Source organism: Shewanella sp. GutDb-MelDb (genome assembly GCF_002836075.1).
Lineage (GTDB): Bacteria > Pseudomonadota > Gammaproteobacteria > Enterobacterales > Shewanellaceae > Shewanella.
Genome location: NZ_PJBM01000240.1, coordinates 16,105 through 34,957, shown reverse-complemented (window position 1 = coordinate 34,957; position 18,853 = coordinate 16,105). Strand labels below are relative to the sequence as shown.

The 18,853-nt window shown below is 40.4% G+C and carries 16 protein-coding genes and 1 pseudogene; 9 read left to right on the top strand and 8 right to left on the bottom strand.

Going from position 1 to position 18,853, the window contains the following annotated elements; all coding sequences use genetic code 11:
• From CXF82_RS15415 to CXF82_RS15405, 3 genes are all read left to right on the top strand, one after another.
• Positions 1 to 886 (top strand): sensor histidine kinase (locus tag CXF82_RS15415; RefSeq protein WP_145991694.1); only part of this gene is annotated, 886 nt, incomplete at its 5' end.
• Positions 876 to 2,030: a protein-PII uridylyltransferase gene (locus tag CXF82_RS15410; protein ID WP_102044505.1), complete on the top strand. Its 1,155-nt coding sequence runs from the start codon at positions 876 to 878 to the stop codon at positions 2,028 to 2,030. The genes CXF82_RS15415 and CXF82_RS15410, both read left to right, overlap by 11 nt.
• Complete coding sequence (locus CXF82_RS15405) at positions 2,023 to 2,769, top strand: hypothetical protein (RefSeq protein WP_102044504.1); 747 nt, start codon at positions 2,023 to 2,025, stop codon at positions 2,767 to 2,769. The genes CXF82_RS15410 and CXF82_RS15405 overlap by 8 nt, the downstream gene beginning before the upstream one ends.
• A 12-nt stretch (positions 2,770 to 2,781) precedes the next feature.
• Here CXF82_RS15405 and CXF82_RS15400 read toward each other — a convergent pair whose 3' ends face one another.
• From CXF82_RS15400 to CXF82_RS15390, 3 genes are all read right to left on the bottom strand, one after another.
• Positions 2,782 to 3,276 (bottom strand): hypothetical protein, encoded by a 495-nt coding sequence (locus CXF82_RS15400; RefSeq protein WP_102044503.1) that lies wholly within the window; start codon positions 3,274 to 3,276, stop codon positions 2,782 to 2,784.
• A gap of 85 nt (positions 3,277 to 3,361) precedes the next feature.
• Positions 3,362 to 4,771 carry a DEAD/DEAH box helicase gene (locus CXF82_RS15395; RefSeq protein ID WP_102044502.1) on the bottom strand — a complete coding sequence of 470 codons (1,410 nt, stop codon included), beginning with the start codon at positions 4,769 to 4,771 and terminating at the stop codon, positions 3,362 to 3,364.
• 5 nt (positions 4,772 to 4,776) lie between these two features.
• On the bottom strand, positions 4,777 to 5,316 hold the full coding sequence (locus tag CXF82_RS15390; protein ID WP_102044501.1) for a response regulator: 540 nt from the start codon (positions 5,314 to 5,316) through the stop codon (positions 4,777 to 4,779).
• A 131-nt stretch (positions 5,317 to 5,447) separates the two neighbouring features.
• Between CXF82_RS15390 and CXF82_RS15385 the strand changes: the two genes are divergently transcribed.
• The 3 genes from CXF82_RS15385 (at position 5,448) to CXF82_RS15375 (ending at position 7,236) form a co-directional block, all read left to right on the top strand.
• On the top strand, positions 5,448 to 5,654 hold the full coding sequence (locus tag CXF82_RS15385; RefSeq protein WP_102044500.1) for a helix-turn-helix domain-containing protein: 207 nt from the start codon (positions 5,448 to 5,450) through the stop codon (positions 5,652 to 5,654).
• An 89-nt stretch (positions 5,655 to 5,743) separates the two neighbouring features.
• Positions 5,744 to 6,436 carry a RipA family octameric membrane protein gene (locus CXF82_RS15380; protein ID WP_102044499.1) on the top strand — a complete coding sequence of 231 codons (693 nt, stop codon included), beginning with the start codon at positions 5,744 to 5,746 and terminating at the stop codon, positions 6,434 to 6,436.
• A 23-nt stretch (positions 6,437 to 6,459) separates the two neighbouring features.
• A complete protein-coding gene (locus tag CXF82_RS15375; protein ID WP_102044498.1) occupies positions 6,460 to 7,236 on the top strand; it encodes a hypothetical protein in 777 nt (258 codons plus the stop codon).
• 510 nt (positions 7,237 to 7,746) lie between these two features.
• Here the strand turns inward: CXF82_RS15375 and CXF82_RS15365 are convergent.
• A complete protein-coding gene (locus CXF82_RS15365; protein ID WP_102044497.1) occupies positions 7,747 to 7,953 on the bottom strand; it encodes an antitoxin Xre/MbcA/ParS toxin-binding domain-containing protein in 207 nt (68 codons plus the stop codon).
• A gap of 175 nt (positions 7,954 to 8,128) precedes the next feature.
• Here CXF82_RS15365 and CXF82_RS15360 point away from each other — a divergent pair, with 175 nt between their 5' ends.
• On the top strand, positions 8,129 to 8,524 hold the full coding sequence (locus CXF82_RS15360) for a hypothetical protein (RefSeq protein WP_102044496.1): 396 nt from the start codon (positions 8,129 to 8,131) through the stop codon (positions 8,522 to 8,524).
• Between the two features lie 281 nt (positions 8,525 to 8,805).
• Here the strand turns inward: CXF82_RS15360 and greB are convergent, their stop codons facing one another.
• Genes greB through gmtY form a run of 4 tightly spaced genes read right to left on the bottom strand, consistent with a single transcriptional unit; the run spans position 8,806 to position 15,762 of the window.
• Entirely contained in the window at positions 8,806 to 9,300 is a 495-nt protein-coding gene (gene greB / locus CXF82_RS15355) for a transcription elongation factor GreB (protein ID WP_102044495.1), read from the bottom strand.
• Between the two features lie 21 nt (positions 9,301 to 9,321).
• Positions 9,322 to 9,945: a gamma-mobile-trio protein GmtX gene (gene gmtX, locus CXF82_RS15350; protein WP_102044494.1), complete on the bottom strand. Its 624-nt coding sequence runs from the start codon at positions 9,943 to 9,945 to the stop codon at positions 9,322 to 9,324.
• Between the two features lies 1 nt (position 9,946).
• The gene (locus tag CXF82_RS15345; protein ID WP_102044493.1) at positions 9,947 to 14,461 is read right to left on the bottom strand and encodes a gamma-mobile-trio integrase GmtZ; all 4,515 of its coding nucleotides are present in this window, start codon (positions 14,459 to 14,461) and stop codon (positions 9,947 to 9,949) included.
• Entirely contained in the window at positions 14,458 to 15,762 is a 1,305-nt protein-coding gene (gene gmtY / locus CXF82_RS15340; protein ID WP_102044492.1) for a gamma-mobile-trio recombinase GmtY, read from the bottom strand. The genes CXF82_RS15345 and gmtY overlap by 4 nt, the downstream gene beginning before the upstream one ends.
• Before the next feature lie 139 nt (positions 15,763 to 15,901).
• Here gmtY and CXF82_RS15335 point away from each other — a divergent pair.
• Both CXF82_RS15335 and CXF82_RS15330 read left to right on the top strand, forming a co-directional pair.
• Positions 15,902 to 16,246, top strand: a pseudogene (locus tag CXF82_RS15335) (GreA/GreB family elongation factor); the annotation flags it as partial.
• 152 nt (positions 16,247 to 16,398) lie between these two features.
• Positions 16,399 to 18,738: a Tex family protein gene (locus CXF82_RS15330; RefSeq protein WP_102044490.1), complete on the top strand. Its 2,340-nt coding sequence runs from the start codon at positions 16,399 to 16,401 to the stop codon at positions 18,736 to 18,738.
• Positions 18,739 to 18,853: the final 115 nt, after the last annotated feature.

The following is an 18,853-nucleotide window of genomic DNA, read 5'->3' as shown; positions in this document are numbered from 1 at the left end:
TAGATCTGGCTTAACGGATTTATTTCCAGAGGAGAAGCAAGATTCACTCAACCGGCCCACTGAGCTTACTGCAAGTTTAAAAAGTAGTTTCGAAGAACAACAGCTATATATTCAAGAATTAATCGATGAAAAAAATATGTATAGAGTGTTAGCTTCGTCTGGGCTAGCAATTGCAGAGTTCACTCATGAAATACAACTTTACCTTAATGGTATGGTGTTGAATGGCAAACATCTAAAGCGATATTTGCATGAAAATGAAGAAGCTGTGAATTCAGTTAGCCAGATGGAATCTAATGTCGAAATGTTAGTCTCCTATACCGATTTCTTTACCGAAACAATTCGCAATAACTCCCAACGAACGAAGCATGTTATTGAGCTTAGAGATGTGTTTAGAGCTTTTTTTAAAGCGATGTCTCCTACAATAGAGCGACGCGCTTATCGCTTAGATATGTCATTTGAAGGTGATGAGTTTTGGACGAAACCGATGCATATATCGGAGCTTTCATCTGTACTTATGAACTTGTTTACTAATTCATGTAAAGCAATGGTAAGAGTGGGTCAATCGCAAGGTTCAATCAAGGTGCGAACAACATCAACCAAGGATGAACACATTATTCGATTTGAAGACAACGGTGATGGAATTCCTAAAAATAATTGGGGGCGAGTATTTAATCCTTTATTCACAACAGAGCTTTCCCAAGGTGCTTATGCCTCTGATAATCAACAAATGAAAGGGATGGGATTAGGGTTAAGTATCACTCGTGATATTGTTATAGGGATTGAAGGTGAGATATCAGTTGTTGAACCGTCTGAAGGTTATAGTACTTGTATTGAAGTCATAATTCCTAAAGCTGCAGAAGAAGAGATACCAGAAGATGCCTATTAGATTTTTATATGTAGATGATGATAAGACTGAGCAACTTAAGCCTTTAATGGATGAACTTTTATTTCATAGTGAAGGAATGTTGGAAATTGAGCATATTCAAGTTTGCTCAATGAAAAAAGTTAAATGCAAGTTTTTAGATGAAGGCTTTGATGGGTTGATTATCGATCAAAAATTGGATGCTGCAAATGCAGAAAATGAGACATTCGACTATTGGGGAACTTCATTAGCACAAAATCTGCGTACTGAGATGATAGGTGGTGGGATGCCGGCTTCACCCATTGTTTTACTATCCAATGAAGAAGTGTTTGTAAAATACTACAACACAGATGAAAGTGCTCATAATCTATTTGATTTTACTTTAGAGAAGACTCAGGTTTCTAGGACTACCAAATATGCGCAACAAGCGAGTAGAATTCTTGTTGCATTAGCTAATGCTTATAAAGTTGCGCGAGAACAAACTCTACCTTTGGTTGCTACTGAGGCAAAGCCTTTTGAGCTACTTGAGCCTTTACTTAAGTGGGACCAAAGTGTCTTTGAATATACTGATAAACGATTTGTTGAGTATGCTAGTTCCAAATCTGAAGATGTTCATACGTTGGTATCCCTGATCTTAAACTCATTGGTACGTAGCGCAGGTATTTTGGTGACAGAAGATATGCTGGCGACAAAGTTGGGTATAGATATACAAGCCTCTGATGATTGGGCCAGTTTAAAACTTATGCTTGAACCATTCAGGTACACTGGCGCATTCGCAGAACTTAAAGAACGATGGTGGATGTCGCGTATCGAAGATTGGTGGGATGACAGTTCGGACACCCCGCAAGTTATAAGGGCACTTAAAGCTACTGAGCGTGTTACGGTTATTAAGCAATTCACAAGTCTTGAGCATTTAGTTGCAATTAACCCAAAGTATCAAAATGGAAAACAAAGTGAAAAGTATTGGGTGAATTGCATGGTCTCCGGTACCCCCCTTGATCCATTTGATGCGTTAGTTGCAAATAAAGTAGATCTTAAGTCTTGGGAGGAGTTCCTTTACCTTGATCCTGAGACTGTATTCGAACGTAGGCACCAGCCTGATTACGCAGTTCATTCTGATTATCAGAAAAAGGTGAAGTCTCTTTATCGGAGATTAACGAATGGCTGATAAAGGTGAGACTATTGATAGTGTGGAGCGATTTATCGGTGTTCTGGAGCAGCATGGTATTATTTCAAGCTCGACACCATTGTATGAACTTATAAAGGGCTTAAAGAAAACCAATCAGAATATGGGTTTAATCTATGCTTTGAGTGATCTAAGGTTTAATGAATTGTCAAATAAACAGTTCATCCAAGATGATAAATGGGATGGCTCAGATTTTTCAGTTCAATTGCATTTGAATGTAGGTTTGAAGAGAAACCAAGTATTTCAGTTTGGCTCTGTGAAAAACTCTGTTGTAGAAATAACATATGAAGCATACTCGGAAGAGATTTGTGAGTTAGCTCGTGGAGCGTGGCATTTAGATTATCATGAAAATGAGTCGAATAAACCTCCTGAGTTTATACATCCAAACTATCACTTTCATCATGGTGGTAGAAAAATTAAAGATACCACTAGTAATTATGGAGAGTTGATTTTACTTGATGCTCCCCGATTAATGCACCCTCCACTTGATCTATTTTTAGCTGTTGATTTTTTAGTATCAAATTTTGTAAAAGAAAGAAAATGTAGGAATTTACGGGCAGATACAACCTACGAAGAAATCATTAAAGCGTCTCAAATTAAATGGTGGCAGAAGTATTACCAACAAGTTGCTGATTACTGGAACCATCAAACGAGTGGAGCTGACGATGTTACTAAGCGTGGTGAAGCAAATGTATCAAACCCATATCTATATCTTAATTAAGTACAGCATAATTTACAGTTGAACCGAAACTTGCCAATTCATTGACTTGGCTCTTGTCAGTAACCTAGGAATAGATGACATGACAATGTTGCCTGTCCTCTTGTTAACTAAAGCAACTTGGTGTTGTTCACCAAGCTGCTCAGCGGCGTTAAGCTCTCCTTCGGTAAATGCAAAGAAATAGCCTGTAAAATCTTCTTTAACCGATTTTTTATTTGTCGTTTTGATCTCAATGAAAACCATTTCTTTGATATGGTCAGCAATGGACTTCGGGCTGGAGAAGTCAACTTTATTACCTACTGGTATGGCTATGGCATCAAAACTGGTTCGCTTGATATTGATCCCAGTTTTAGATAACTCTGATATTAGGTGCTTTAGAGCAGTACCTTTGGGCCTCTCTATCCAGTCCTCGTGTTGGCTAATTGCTAATTTTTCTCCTTTAGAGCCGCTGGAATTTGAAAGCCTATCAATATGATCTTTTCTAAATTGAAGGATGTTGATTATATCCATAATTTTTCCTTTACATGTTGCCTGCAGAATTCAAGATATAACGAATGCTACTATATAATATGTCACTATAAATGAACTTATTGCATTAAAACGGTGAATTAAAAGTTGACACAACCTTCTCTCTAAAGCCACCTAAAATTTCAAAAGATGGTGACGTCGGCCAAGATAGATTTTGATTGTTCGAAGCGGCTATTAACGTGTGTTTTGGTGCTGTTATGTGTGGCGTACTAAGCATAACTTTATGACTATCTTGAGATGGGGAACTTGCTCTTATTATTTTACTTTCTCCCTGCTTAACGGAGACGGTAACAGTATCAGATTCCCTGAATATAACTGGCATATTTGGTATCTCTTCAGCTATGCGATTTGCAAACTCGACAAGCTTTGGTGCTGCGAACGTATATAGCCAAGCTTCTTGATTTGTAGCTTTACTTACTCGTAAAATCCTACCGAGTACTTGCCTAAAATAGAGTTCGGTTTTAACTCTGCTTAGGTGACAACACACCTGCAAACGTGGAATGTCTGTCCCTTCGCTTATCATGCCTACACTGACAACCCAGTTCGTTGTACTGTTCCTGAATTCGTTGATTTTATTCGAAGGCTGATCTTCTTTATAGGTAACGATTTCGGCGGTTTGCCCATATTCATTTCTGAGCATTTTCAGAATGTATTCAGCATGCTCTATCGAGGATGCAACGACAAGTCCAGCTGCATCAGGGTTGTGCAGTCTTATGTCGTCGAGCTTGTTAGTCGCCAGGGTTAAGGCATGTCGAATGGCTATATCATTTTTGATGATCGATTGGTAAGTAACTAATGAACCTTTGAATAGAGCGTCTAGGCAACTAAACGTCTTAGTTTCATTTTCTTCGTCAGTAACCGAAATTCTTTCATTATCGATTAATACAATCTTCGGGCTTCGGCATACACCATCAGCAACGGCTTCCCTTAAACCGTAGATGTAATCACACTGTATTTGATTGTCCGGGTCTGTATAACGAGATAAAGCTATTGGTGCTCGATCTGAGCGCCATGGAGTGCCTGTTAACGCTAAAGTATATTCGGCTTGGCTTTGAATATTCAATAAGATCTCTTCCCCCCAAGCGTTAGCATCTTCAAGAGAACTGCCTGAGCAATGGTGGATTTCGTCAAATATCACAAGTACCCGATTTTGTTTTAACAATTGCCAGAAATCCTCTTTGAAAGACAGCATGCTTTGATACGTATAAGAGCAACCAACGGCACCTATGACGCCATCGAAACGACATCCCAGCCGTTTCGAAAAAGTATGCTTAATACCCTGCGATATATTTATCGAAGGTGAAAAGCAAAGTACAAAATCGATAAGGTCTTGCTCAAGTAGCTGAGCTGAGACTTCTGAAGCCATAATCGTCTTACCAGCCCCTGGAGTAGCCAAACAAAGGAAGTGTTTATGTTTGGCACTAAAGTGCTCTAGAGCGCGATTGGCGCACTCTGATTGCCATTGTCTTAGATACATTAAGGTTACTTTTGCTGATGAGCGAGAACAGACTTAATCGCTTTGATTTGGCCGAGTAGTTTCGAGCTGTTTTCACGGGCTTGTAAATATTGGGATTCAAGGTGTGCTTTCATCTCTGGGAAGGATTGATACAACCGCATATATTCTTCTGACTCGCCAATGCTAGTGAGTAAATCAACTTCAGATTCTTTAAGGCGCTTTACAAGCTGTTGGACAGCAGTGTTAGTGCCGACAGTAACTGCTTTGGGTCGATTCACTTTATCTTCAGTTGTACTTTGGCAGATAAAGTTAGTTTTATAAAATAGCTCTGACTTTTGGTACACGACTCTTTTGGAGTTTTTAGTTCCCTTTTTCAGCAGCAAGCCCTTCTTAACCAGCCTAAGGATCTGTCTGTAAATATACTTACGAGCTTGAACAAGATCTTGGCTTACTGAGGAGTTGGCTAGGTATGTATCCCGTAGCTTTGTCACATGGAAATTGTCAAAGTTCTCATCCTGGAGAATTGTGTTTAGCTGAGTGTTAATTTTGATGGATATGTTTGACATTACTTTCTCGTAAGAGGCTCTTTATCTCTAGCTCACAGAGCCAGAAGAACTTCACATTAATAATGCGGATTATAAGCCGTGGCTTTATATGCCGCAACTTTGGATAGTCTTTCTCTTTAACGAGATGAAAAATGAAAGACTTAGCTGCCCAATTTGGTGCGAAATTACGAGAAAAGCGTAAGGAACTCGGGATTTCACAAGATAAAATGGCGTTATTAGCAGAGATTGACCGAAGCTATGCAGGGCGAATCGAGCGTGGTGAAGTGAACATTACCCTCGAAAAAGCCTATCAATTAGCTGAGGTATTGGAGTGTGATGTGAGGGATCTTTTACCTTAATCATATTTCCAATATTGAGCTCTAACTTGCTTTTTATATTTTTAATCAGTGGTATAAATTGTTTGTTTCATCAGTCTAAAGGTAAATAAATGACAACCAATCAAATATCACAGAAAGATTATGAAAAAGCTTTCCATGGAAGGGAAAAAGTAGCGTTAGAACATGCATTAGATATTAGAAAGTTTGAAATTGAGCTTTATTGGAAGAGAGCTACATATTTTTGGACATTCATAGGTGCTACATTGGCTGGCTTCGTTGCTGTGCAAAACTTTGATGGTTCAACTCGACAAAATATGTCTGTTATTCTCTCTAGTCTAGGTCTTGTCTTTTCCTTCTCATGGGTTCTTGTTAACAGAGGTAGTAAATTCTGGCAGGAAAACTGGGAAAAGCATGTAGATATGCTAGAGGATAAAATTACTGGGCCACTATACAAGATAGTATTGTCGAGAAACTCAGAAACGAAGACAGATGATAGTATGAGCCATTTGTTGTCGGGGGCTAGTGAAATATCAGTTTCAAAGATTAATCAAATTGTTAGCGTATATATCTTCGTATTATGGTGGTTTTTGATGGGGTATTCACTTTGGCCTATGAGTCTGGATTTACCTCCTAACTATTTCTATATAGCCATTGTAGCGCTGACAGTAATCTGTTGTGGTATGTTCATATTTAAGGGTACAAGGTATAAAGGTAGCTATATCAATCATGCTACGCAGCGCACAGCGGAAATTCAGGTTGATAAAGTTGACAAGATGAGCGGTGACAAAGTTGTTGCCGATTGAAGCTCTCATAGGAGTATTTTAATTTGTCATATAGCGGTAATCTTTCTGGAGATATTTATTCCCACTGTTGGTTTTATGAGTCGGCAAGACGCTCATTTAACTATGAAGACTACGGTGATACATGTGGCGGAATTACAGCAATTGCTTTAACTGCATTTATGGTCGAGAGTTATTTAAATCTAAGTTGCAAGTTGATCTTTGATTTACAATCAAGAGTTACAGAAATACTTGATGATCCACCATCTGATTTCTACGATGTTATAGATGGTAAATCCCTAAAGGGTATGGACATTAATGATAGAGTCGCTGTGGCATTTGGTTACCAAGAGCAGTTGGATAAACTAACTTCAGCACTAGAAAAAAAAGTGTTTGGTCGAAAAAAAGTAGACTTCATTCAACTCTGTGCTAAGGCTTCCTTCTATGAAATTGATGACAAAATAAGGTTTTCCCCGAAAGCAAAATTTTTTTCGTTGTCAGAAGCTCTGTATGAAGACGAAACTACAAAAGCAGAACACAGGGAGTTAATCGAAAAATTATTTAACTTACGGAATACATTAGCTCACGGCCGTTCTGAATTCGTAACAAATGCTATTTTAATTACGAATGTTGATGATTCATGCTTTGCATCAAATACAGTCCCACCGCTTAAAGCAAGTTGGCAAGTGGAGTGCTCGTTAGAAAATGCTAAAAAAGTATTTGATGATTCATGTGAAATCATTCAGTTATTGAGCTTAAGTGCTTTTAAACATGAGCATCCATTTAGAATGCCTACTCAGATAGGTGCTTTTACTAGAGGGTAAGTGAAATTTCACTTTTCATTTTTTGAAAAACGAGGCCGCTACTCTTAATGCTGTAAGTACTTTGTAGAGTTATTCATTGTCAACAGGTGGGATTTGGTATGAAATGCTATTCACATACCAAATTTGCTCTCCCGTAGGAGTCTTAATAGCAGCCTCATCGTCTACTTCTTTTTTCAATAAAAAAAGATAGGACAGGCATCACTTCTAGACTATGCAAAACCCTTTCACATTAGCTTTTCTATAGCCAAGGCTTTACTTGTCCTGTTTACCTTTTGAACAGCGAAAATCATTTTGGGGCAAAAGTGAGTTGGTATAGAGCTATCAACTCGCTTCTAGGCTGATATAAGTGACCAATCTTAATATAAATGAACAGACTTTATTATCTTCTGATACTAATAGCTCTGAATGATTGGTGCAGCTAATACTACCAAGTTTATATGAATGTGTTCCCTGGACTTCCTAATCTATGCTTGGACAGGAAAGAGCAGTATCAAAGCGGCACTTCGATATTTAAGTAAATTCTCCGCACTCCATTTTAGTGAGCAGTTCGTTGACCAATTTGCGTCCCTCTGGAGAACCGAGCAACTCGTTGGGCTTTTTGTTACCTAGCGCTGGAATATTACTGTTAAATAGTGATTCGGCGAGAAGATGGTCACCGCTATAAATATCACAAGCTTTTTGACGCAAATCACATGGAAGGGGATCTTTTGTGGTCATAAATAATCTCCAATTTACTGTAAGAAAAGGTGATATTTCATAGTAACAGTATAACTAATCAATCATGCGATTGTTTTGGGTTGCTTATATAGCGAACTTTGGTCGAATAGTTTGCACCCAAATAAGTTACAGTGTAACTATGTGGGTGGTAAGTCAATATTTTGAAGGAGAGGTGATGAAAAAAAGAGAACTGTTAAAAACAGAACATTCAGCGCAGTTAATTTGGTTAACTAATCAAATAGGAAAGGTTGACTGGAACACTCAGAAGAATTTTCTTAACCCAAGTTCTGCTGTACGAGCATGGGAAAAGTTAAATGATGATCTGGTAATAAATGATGTTGATTTAGAACACTACATAAGTGTGCATGTATCTGAAATAGGAATAAAAAAGCTAGTTACTACGTTAAGAGTGTATAAAAAACGGATGAGTACTGAGCGATTACAGGTGGAGATAACGGATGCCAATCGCAGGCGTTTGGATCAACTGGTAAAAACATCAGGAAAAACTAAAATCCAAATAATTAACTACTTAATAAGTAACTCTGATATCAGTGAATTCCAACTTAATTAGTTACAGTGTAACTATTTATGAAGATGTAGAACCTATAAATTGTTTTGAATTTATTTTCAGTATGAAAAATTGGTTGGTAATCCTTCAACAGGCTATGCCTACACATAGTTATGGCCCTAATTTCTCAAACAATACAAAGAGTCTCCTCTTCATAAGTAAAAGAAGAGCTTTACTACCAATAAGACAGATATATATGCATTTTCAATCGATACATTAGTCATTCTTATTTACGTGCAATAACCACTTTTATGTTGAGGCGAAGTCGTATGCAGCGGAGCAATTTATTCATTATGGTTAGTATTAGGAGCTTGATATGAGATTTTATTCACATACCAAATTTGCTCACCAGATGGGGTTTTAACTACTGCTTCGTCGTCGACCTCTTTTTTCAGTAAAGCGCGAACTACTGGGGCATCGATAGAGACGTAATCATTTCGGCCATAAATCTCGTCAGGCCCAACAATTTTAAAGTTCTTCTTTTCACCATCATCATTTTCAATTTCAACCCAGGCACCAAAAAACACTTTTCCATCTTGTTGTGGTGAGTATTCAACAACTTTGACAGCCTCAATACGCTTTCTGAGAAAGCGTACTCTAGAGTCTATCTGTCTGAGTAGACGCTTATTCTCTTTGTAGTCAGCATTGTCTGAGCGATCTCCAAGGCTGGCAGCCCACGCTACCTTTTTGGTGATCTCGGGTCTGTACTCTCGCCAAAGATAATTCAGTTCTTTATTGAGTTTATCAAACCCTTCTCGGGTGATTAGGTTGGTTTTCAACTTGGTGTTCCTAGCCCTTGTTTACAAATGCTGTAATGCTTTTTTAATAGCATCTAAGGTTGCAACAGGGAAAAATGTCTTTTTTTCATTAGCGGTTAATATACTGCCATTTGGTCCCAGCTCCAATCGTTGTCTTCGCATAAACTCGGTGGATATAAGATGCTCTAAAGCATCCCGTTCCAAATTGGTGAGTTTTGAAACAGTAGATGCTGATGAATCACCGTCAAATATTTCTATAACTTGATCAATTGGCGCAATCTCTTTTACCAATTTTTCAGCTGCAATTTTGTGAGAGTAGAGAATATTGGCTTGTAGCTTAACTACAGGGTCTTTTAACTCATCGATCCACATGTAGCGTTTGCTTTTGGTTGTTGTGATATTAGATTTTTCGGGTTTCCCCGCCGCATTCACGAAGCTCGCAATCAGGGTTCTATATGGCTCTCCGGAGTCATTGCGAATACTCTGTGCTTTAGGGACTCCACGCCCTTTTCCAAGACTAGCTACGGTTGAATAACTAAATTCGTTTAACCCGCGTTCTTGTTGTTCTGTACAGACTGTAAAAATAGCGTCTAATGTATTTTGCATACGAGGTGATGCTTGTTTCTTTAGTTGTTCTAGTACTGTTTGAGTCGATATTTTTGTCATGTTAATTTACCAACTTTAAGGGGGTTGATTTGGCGAACAATTGTTTTATGTCACTAGAGGAAAGCTCTTCACCTTGCTCTAAGTCGTTTAGTGCCAGATTGCCATTAACTAGCCTATCTACCTTCTCCCAGCTTTGTAGTCTAGAAAGCATAAGTTGGGTCATTTGATTACCAATAATGAGTTGCTGATCTTCAGATAAGGAGACGAACTGTGGGCTCATGCCATTGTTAAGTAGCATTTTATCCAGCGACTGGCTTCGCCTTGTTACAGCTAACTCGTCACTACAGCTATGAAATAGTTCGGCATTCTCACAAACTTCTGATAGTTGCTGAAAGCCACTCACTTCATCAAACTCAAAGCTAATTTCAAATTCATGTGGGACTATTAGCTGCAGCTTATTGTCGTCAGTTTTATGTTGTTGATTGATGATTTGTTGGCAACCGTGAAGATGCTTGTTAATGGCGTTCATATCAGACATATATAAATCCATTTTTTTGGCCCTAGTCTCGATTTCAGAGTTAAGTTTTCGCCTGTGTGATTGAAGTTGTTGTTTTTCATTTTCTAGCGCTTGTTGGTCGGTTATCTTGAAATCTCGCTGATAAATCTGATTTGAAATGACTTCAATTGTTGTAACTGTTTCATTTAACTGCCCCTCTAAAGCCGCATATCGATGTGACTGGGTATTCACTGCCAAACTCACTTCATTAAAAAGCGCCGCAAGCCCCACCATAAATGCTGGTCCTGTGATAAAGAATCGACATTGAATGCAGTTTTGCTCTCCCAAGTAACCGGCGGTTGTCGGGTGAAAAATGTTAGCTTTCATTGCAACGGGGGCGCCACCTTCACTGCAGAAGGCGCCACCAACAGGACAAATCCCAAAGTCTTTGAAGAGATAGCTGGATGCGGGTCGGCCGTTATTCAATGAGAGTAAGAAGTCAGAGTTATTAGCAAATAGTTGTTGCTTGCACTCTTCAATTCGCTGCTGTTCTACAAAGCTTCTTAATGTCTCTGCACCTTTGTTTAAAGCCTGTTTTTCACCAAGCTCCATCCGTTCTCGAATATTGGCTCCAGTTTTATCGCTTTTGATATAGTAGATTGACATGAGAATGGACGAGTGCCCGACTAATTTCATTATCACTTCTAATGGCATACCAAACTCATAAGCATAAGCGTTAATTAGACTGACCCGCATAGAGTGGGGGGTGTATTCAGACTTAAAATGAGACAACGCGATACTCTGTTGTTGCTCTAGTTTATGGTGACATTCATTGAAGGTTTGCCCTGCGTAAGTCGCGGAGGCTAATTGATCTTTAGATGAGAAAAAAAGTGCAGCTGCAAGTCTGATGGCTAAGCGGCCTCCAAAGGTGCCAGGCTCTTTTTCTTGATAATCTCTAAACAGAAAGCAGTTAATTCCTTTCTGTTTTCTCTGGATTTCATTTAAGTTTGTTCTGTCGCATTCTAACCATTGGGTTGGCCGTTCAATCGGATTGTAATTTTCTTGCCACTTTCTTAGTTTTATTAGCCAGTAAGCAAGCTCCTGAGGCATGAATGGTATTGCATAACCTTGGCCATTAAAATTGGTTTTATTGGAGGTGTAGTAAACGCCAAAATCATTGTCTTTTGTTTTGCTAATCATTCCTTGTCGGAGAGTCGAACCAGCTAATTTATTTTGGTTACGTTTCCAAACTAGTTTGCCATTTTTAATCTCTGCTATTTCAGAATCAGCTTCGCCTGAGTCGCAATATACTATCTGCCTACCTCTTGCTGGAAGTTGCATCAATGCATAGGTATACACCCAATAAATTGGGATCCAAAGGTAAGTTTTTCCTCCTTCTGTTTTAGTTACACAATCTGGATCATTCTTATTAATAAGAGACAGGTCGTCAATTATTAACCAATCAGCAGAGAATTGATGGAGATGAGCAAGATCTGAAAAACTAGTGTTTTTTGCCATTGAATCGTGGGGAAATACCCACTCTCGGGCACTTTTTACAAATTGGTAAGGTAAGGCTAGTTTATTAGTCTCATTCATCGATATTGGAGCTTGCTCACCTTCGAAGCTGATATGAGAAAATGGGTTCTTTGCTCCTTTGATTCGAGATACTTCACCAGTTTCAGAATCTTCAATCGTTAAGAAGTTAACAATAATCCAGTCTAGAAATTCATTTATTGAAAAGAGCCATTTTTTCTTACGAACAACGGTAACTTCCTCAAAAAGTGAAAGCATCGGCTGGATATTGGTTTTCCCGCGTGCGAGGTATTCGACTGGTGAGGTTTCAAATCCATTAGGTTCAATATACTCACGGACAAATTCACACAAGTCTTTAGCTTTTGTATTAGAGCCTTTCGCTGACTTCAAAAATTCAGTTATTGAGTCGGCCCACTTTTTCCATTTTGGAGTAAAAAATTTAACTTGATATGGCCTAGGTGTTCCAAAAAAATCATACGTGTTGCTCCAACCGCTGTTTTTATAAACGTCTATTGGGGATGATGGAATATGGGGATCATTCAGCTTGGCACGCATAACTCTATAATCATCGAGAGTAAGGCATTTGTGCTTTATCACTATTTTTCGTAGATCGTCGTAAATATATGGCTGTGGGATATCTAATAAATCGTACCAACCCACCCAATTTTTAAATTTTTTATCTGGTTTAGAGGGAAATTGCTTATATTGCTTTTGTACTTGTCTATATTGCTGAGAATCTTTGATGCCAAGAATTTTACAGGCCTGTTTTAAACATTCGATATTCTTTATTTCTTCTGGCAATAAAAATGTGGGCCAGCCCTGCCAATCATCAACATAGACATTACGCGGGTCACTCGGTAAGCGTGGATCTTCACGGTAGCGCTGTTGGTATTGGGTCGGTGTTAAAATGGCTAATGCTTGTGTGGCTTGCTGTGCTTCGGTGAGAGTGGGATAGAGGTCCTTTATTTCAGTACCTAGAAATTTTGGCCAGTTTTGCCATTCGTTAGCATAGATTATTCTCGGGTTTCTCGGTAAGCGTGGGTCTTCACGGTAGCGCTGTAGGTATTGTTTTTTTGTTGATACGGCTAATGCTTGTGTGGCTTGCTGGGCTTCGGTGAGGGTGGGATAGAAGTCCTTTATTTTATTACCTATAAACGTTGGCCAGTTTTGCCATTCGTCAGCATAGACTTTACTCGGGTCACTCGGTAAACGTGGGTCTTCACGGTAGCGCTTTAAGTACTGGGCCTTTGTTAATAAGGCAAATGCCTGTGTGGCTTTCTGGGCCTCGGTGAGGGTGGGATAGAGGTCCTTTATTTCAGTACCTAGAAACGTTGGCCAGCTTTGCCATTCGTTAGCATAGGTGTTACTTGGGTCACTCGGTAAGCGTGGGTCTTCACGGTAGCGCTGTCGGTATTGGGTTTTTGTTGATATGGCTAATGCTTGTATGGCTTGCTGGGCTTCTGTGAGGGTGGGATAGAAGTCCTTTATTTCATTACCTAGAAACGTTGGCCAGTTTTGCCATTCGTTAGCATAGAAATTTCTTGGGGCACACGGTAAGCGTGGGTCTTCACGGTAGCGCTGTAGGTATTGGGGTGATGTTGATATGGCTAGTGCTTGTGTGGCTTGCTGGGCTTCAGTGAGGGTGGGATAGAAGTCCTTTATTTCATTACCTAGAAACGTTGGCCAGTTTTGCCATTCGTTAGCATAGACTTTACTCGGGTCACACGGTAAACGTGGGTCTTCACGGTAGCGCTGTAGGTATTGGGCTGATGTTAATATGGCTAATGCTTGTGTGGCTTGCTGGGCTTCTGTGAGGGTGGGATAGAGGTCCTTTATTTCAGTACCTAGAAACGTTGGCCAGCTTTGCCATTCGTTAGCATAGACTTTACTCGGGTCACTCGGTAAGCATGGGTCTTCACGGTAGCGCTGTAGGTATTGGGGTTTTGTTGATAAGGCTAATGCTCGTGTGGCTTGCTGGGCCTCTGTGAGATTGGGGTATAAGCTCTTTATTTCATTACCTAGAAACGTTGGCCAGTTTTGCCATTCGTCAGCATAGACTCTACTCGGGTCACTCGGTAAGCGTGGGTCTTCACGGTAGCGCTGTAGGTATTGCTTTCTTGTTGATATGGCTAATGCTTGTGTGGCTTGCTGGGCTTCAGTGAGGGTGGGATAGAAGTCCTTTATTTCATTACCTAGAAACGTTGGCCAGTTTTGCCATTCGTTAGCATAGATTATTCTCGGGTCACTCGGTAAGCGTGGGTCTTCACGGTAGCGCTGTAGGTATTGGATTGATGTTGATATGGCTAGTGCTAGTGCTAGTGCTTGTGTGGCTTGCTGGGCTTCAGTAAGGGTGGGATAGAAGTCCTTTTTTTCATTACCTAGAAACGTTGGCCAGTTTTGCCATTCGTTAGCATAGATTTTACTCGGGTCACTCGGTAAGCATGGGTCTTCACGATAGCGCTGTCGGTATTGGATCATTGTTGATATGACTAATGCTTGCGTAGCTTGCTGGGCTTCGGTAAGGGTGGAGTAAAATATTTTCTTCATAATCCTAATTCTCTAATTTTGTCTCTAATCTCATTATCTTCAGGTTTTAAATAAACCAAACAGCTGAAAGGGCTTTTATGGTGCATGGCTTTTTGTATCTCTAATTGATTGAAACCAGCTTGGTTTAATCTATAGCCATAAGAATGCCTGTGGGAGTGAGGGCTAGTGCCGAGGTGTTTCCCAACCTCAAGTCCGATGCGCTCTACAGCGCGCTTGTGTTTTTGAATAAAGTTCTTCTTTGATTCAGGCTTTCCTACTGAGTTGCTAAACAGATATGGATGAGCCCCATCAACTCTTACCGCTAGGTATTGCTGCAGTAACCAAGTGAACTCAGTCGCTTTACTATTTGGAAAAAGCATTACATCAAATGATAGATTTCGATTTGTTAGCAGAGGTTGCTTCCAACCGGAATAAAGCTTATGGGATCGTTTGTACTCATTACGTGGCTTTTGACGAAAGCGACTGTTTAAGTAGTCTCTGCGATTTGAGAACCCTGGTTCAGGACTTGCTCCATCACTAGGATGAAAAACCGAAACTATTGCAGACCCATCTTTAGTATCAATAGCAATGTCACTTGTATAAATATGAAAGCATTCAGATAACCTTAATCCGCCATAATGCATCAGCATTACAATTAGCAGGCAAGCGAAATCCATTTCACCGTTTCGCTTGCTGAAAAAACCATATTTTAAGAAACGTTCGAAATGTTCTTCTGGGAAACGATGTACTGATTCAATCGAAAGTAGATGATTCAAGGGGCCTTGAATGTTGCGCACCACAGAGAATTGATGTTTTGATGGGTTGCTAAGATGGTTTAAGAAGCAGTTTGACTGACGTTTATAGTAAGCGCACCAGCGCAATCTCTCTTCAGCTTTAGTGGCTTTTCTTAATGGATTTAGATTGGGTAGTTCATGACCATGAAGTTGGTCTAGATAGTCGCAATAGAAGTTGATGTGGCCAAGTAGTACGTTAACATCCTCAACCCTTCTTGATTGCCAGTACAAACCAGACTGGTCATCGTTTGAGTTGTCTATTGAACCAAAGCAAAGGGTATCGACAAAAGAGCGAAGCATCTCAGTGGCTGAAGTAGAAGTATTTATATGGGCATTAATAAATTTTAGTAGTAGTTCTACTGCAAATACATTTCGTTCAATCCAAGATTGAGATTTATGGCGTTTAGTATAGAGAAACCTTAAATGTGAGACTAAGACTCCTTTTTCAGTAAAAAGAGCAGGCAAGTTGGCTGTAGGTGCAGCCTGATTGGCTTTATAGGTTACATAGCGTTTTAGAACATAAGGCATAACTTACTTCCTAGAGTCCAATACTATAAGTTATATAGTTAGTGCTACTAACATATTCTAATTAGAGGGGGAACGTTTGATCTAGGACATTAACTTGCTTACTTTCATGTATTTAGTATGCTTAATGGAGTGGTACTAATATACTTTTAACAAGAAGAAACTGCGAGAAATAGACCGTAGAGTGCGTTATTTGCGCAAGGCCATCGAAAATACTAAAGTTGTCGATTATTCACCAGCGCAAGAAGGTAAGGTCTTTTTTGGTGCTTGGGTTGAGATTGAAAATGATGCTGCTGAGAAGCGAGTATTTAAAATCGTCGGATATGACGAGATCTTTGGCCGTAATGACTACATCTCGATTGATTCCCCTATGGCGCGTGGTCTGTTGAAAAAAGAGGTTGATGACGAAGCCGTGATCCATACGCCTGTTGGCGAACAGGTATGGTATATCAACCGTATCTCCTATCAAGGATTTGAGGAGGCTTAGCAAGCAAGATTGCTGCGGCCTCACAGATTAAAGATCAATTAAATTAGCCAAATAGATTCCTCATCGATAAAACAGCGATTAGTGACATTAAAATTGCTTCTCAGCTGTGTTATCTTGAGCGTAATATTACCTTTTTGGCATCACTTCTATATATGCATAACATTGCACAGCTTATTGCTGAAGAACTTAACGTCCGTCTTCAGCAAGTTAACGACACTATTAAATTACTGGATGACGGTGCAACAGTACCGTTTATCGCGCGCTACCGTAAGGAAGCAACGGGTGGGCTTGATGATGTGCAGTTGCGCACGCTGAACAGTCGCCTTAGCTATTTACGAGATTTAAATGAGCGCCGCAATGTTATTTTGTCGAGTATTGAAGCGCAAAGTAAGTTAACGCCTGAGCTAAAAGCTGCAATTAATGCTGCTGACAGTAAAACGCGCCTAGAAGATCTTTATCTGCCTTACAAACCTAAACGCCGTACTAAGGGTTTGATAGCGATTGAAGCGGGAATTGAGCCTTTAGCGGACTTTTTACTGGCTAATCGAGATGCTGATTGTGACGCTAAAGCGGCTGAATATTTTAATGTTGATGCCGGTTTCAGCGAGGCTAAAGCCGTATTAGATGGCGCCCGTTTTATCTTAATGGAACGCTTTGCTGAAGATGCTGAATTACTGCAAAAAATTCGTACTCACGTTGAGCAAAATGCCGTATTAGAAAGCCGCATGTCTAAAGGCAAAGAGAAAGAAGGTGCTAAATATCGAGATTACTTCGAGCATTCTGAAAAGTTAACCAAAGTCCCATCGCATCGCGCCCTTGCAATGCTACGCGGCCGCAATGAAGGCATGTTGAGCCTAAGCGTGAATGCTGACCCAGATAAAGAAGCCAAACAAGCAAGTTACTGTGAAGTCATCATTGCTGAACACTTCAAACTTGCAATTAAAGACACCGCAGTCGATCAATGGTTGAAAACGGTTGTTGCTGCAACTTGGCGAGTAAAAACAGCGTTGCAGATGGAAACCGAGTTTTTTGGACGTATGCGTGATAGTGCCGAAACGGAAGCGATTAACGTCTTCGCGCGTAATTTAGGCGATCTTCTTATGGCAGCCCCAGCGGGCGCCAAAGCCACTTTAGGCTTAGATCCTGGTCTTCGTAGTGGCGTTAAGGTTGCGATAGTGAATAACACTGGCAAACTGGTCGCACACTCCACTATTTTCCCTCATGCTCCGCAAAAACAGTGGGATAAATCGTTAAGAACCTTAGCTAACTTAGCAAAGATGCATAAGGTTGAGCTGATTGCTGTCGGCAATGGCACGGCATCTCGCGAAACAGACAAGCTCGCGGCCGAGCTCATCACCTTAGTTAAAGCCGAACTACCGACATTGACCAAAGTGATGGTCAGTGAAGCGGGCGCTTCTGTGTATTCAGCCTCTGAGCTAGCCTCGGAAGAGTTTCCTGATGTTGACGTGTCTATTCGTGGTGCAGTGTCGATTGCGCGTCGTTTACAAGACCCATTGGCAGAGCTTGTCAAGATAGAGCCAAAGGCCATTGGTGTTGGTCAGTATCAGCACGATGTGAGCCAAAGCATGCTTTCAAGTTCACTCGAGGCGGTTGTTGAAGATTGTGTAAACAGCGTTGGTGTGGATGTGAATATGGCGTCAGCGCCGCTGCTGGCACAGGTGGCGGGCTTAAATAAAACACTGGCACGCAATATTGTCAGATACCGCGATGAACAAGGACAGTTCACCAATCGTAAAACACTGCTAAAAGTGGCACGTTTAGGGCCTAAAGCCTATGAGCAAGCTGCGGGTTTTTTACGGATCAACGATGGTGAAAACCCACTTGATGCATCATCAGTGCATCCTGAGGCGTATTCACTGGTTGAATCTATCGCGAGTGCAAAACAGCAATCTGTTGCGACGTTAGTAGGGAATACTGAGCTGCTAACCAGTTTAGAGGCTAAAGACTTCATCAGTGGCGATTTTGGTTTACCGACGGTGACCGATATTTTGCTTGAGTTAGACAAACCTGGACGCGATCCGCGTGGTGAGTTTAAAACAGCCACCTTTAAAGATGGCGTTGAACAGATTAATGACCTAAAGCCTGACATGGTATTAGAAGGCGTGGTGACCAACGTCACCAACTTTGGCGCCTTTGTTGATGTTGGCGTGCATCAAGATGGCTTAGTGCATATCTCATCGATGACTGAGAAGTTTATTGATGATCCGCATAAAGTCGTGAAAGCGGGCGATGTGGTCAAAGTTAAAGTGATGGAAGTCGATGCTGAAAGGCGCCGAATTGGCCTCAGTATGCGACTTACCGATAAAGCCGGCGAAGCGCCGAAAGCTGCACCTCGGCCCGCAAATAATGGTACTAAACATAAAGGCTCAAAACCGCAATCTCAGCCGCAGAAAAATGTTAAGCCAAAGCAGACGACCAATGCCGCGATGGGCAATGCGTTTGCAGATGCCTTTGCTAAGATGAAAAAATAACGGCTTATATCGACAACGTTATCTGTAACCTCTGTGAATAGAAAAACACCGACAATATTTAATATTGTCGGTGTTTTCGTATATTCCACGTAAATGATTGTTGTTTAAGTAAATT

Excerpts from the sequence above, each read along its gene's own strand:
- CXF82_RS15390 (WP_102044501.1), bottom strand. The coding sequence starts at position 5,316 with ATGTCAAACATATCCATCAAAATTAACACTCAGCTAAACACAATTCTC.
- CXF82_RS15330 (WP_102044490.1), top strand. The coding sequence starts at position 16,399 with ATGCATAACATTGCACAGCTTATTGCTGAAGAACTTAACGTCCGTCTT.
- CXF82_RS15385 (WP_102044500.1), top strand. The coding sequence starts at position 5,448 with ATGAAAGACTTAGCTGCCCAATTTGGTGCGAAATTACGAGAAAAGCGT.
- gmtX (WP_102044494.1), bottom strand. The coding sequence starts at position 9,945 with ATGACAAAAATATCGACTCAAACAGTACTAGAACAACTAAAGAAACAA.
- CXF82_RS15360 (WP_102044496.1), top strand. The coding sequence starts at position 8,129 with ATGAAAAAAAGAGAACTGTTAAAAACAGAACATTCAGCGCAGTTAATT.
- CXF82_RS15365 (WP_102044497.1), bottom strand. The coding sequence starts at position 7,953 with ATGACCACAAAAGATCCCCTTCCATGTGATTTGCGTCAAAAAGCTTGT.
- CXF82_RS15410 (WP_102044505.1), top strand. The coding sequence starts at position 876 with ATGCCTATTAGATTTTTATATGTAGATGATGATAAGACTGAGCAACTT.
- CXF82_RS15395 (WP_102044502.1), bottom strand. The coding sequence starts at position 4,771 with ATGTATCTAAGACAATGGCAATCAGAGTGCGCCAATCGCGCTCTAGAG.
- CXF82_RS15400 (WP_102044503.1), bottom strand. The coding sequence starts at position 3,276 with ATGGATATAATCAACATCCTTCAATTTAGAAAAGATCATATTGATAGG.
- CXF82_RS15345 (WP_102044493.1), bottom strand. The coding sequence starts at position 14,461 with ATGAAGAAAATATTTTACTCCACCCTTACCGAAGCCCAGCAAGCTACG.
- CXF82_RS15380 (WP_102044499.1), top strand. The coding sequence starts at position 5,744 with ATGACAACCAATCAAATATCACAGAAAGATTATGAAAAAGCTTTCCAT.
- gmtY (WP_102044492.1), bottom strand. The coding sequence starts at position 15,762 with ATGCCTTATGTTCTAAAACGCTATGTAACCTATAAAGCCAATCAGGCT.
- CXF82_RS15405 (WP_102044504.1), top strand. The coding sequence starts at position 2,023 with ATGGCTGATAAAGGTGAGACTATTGATAGTGTGGAGCGATTTATCGGT.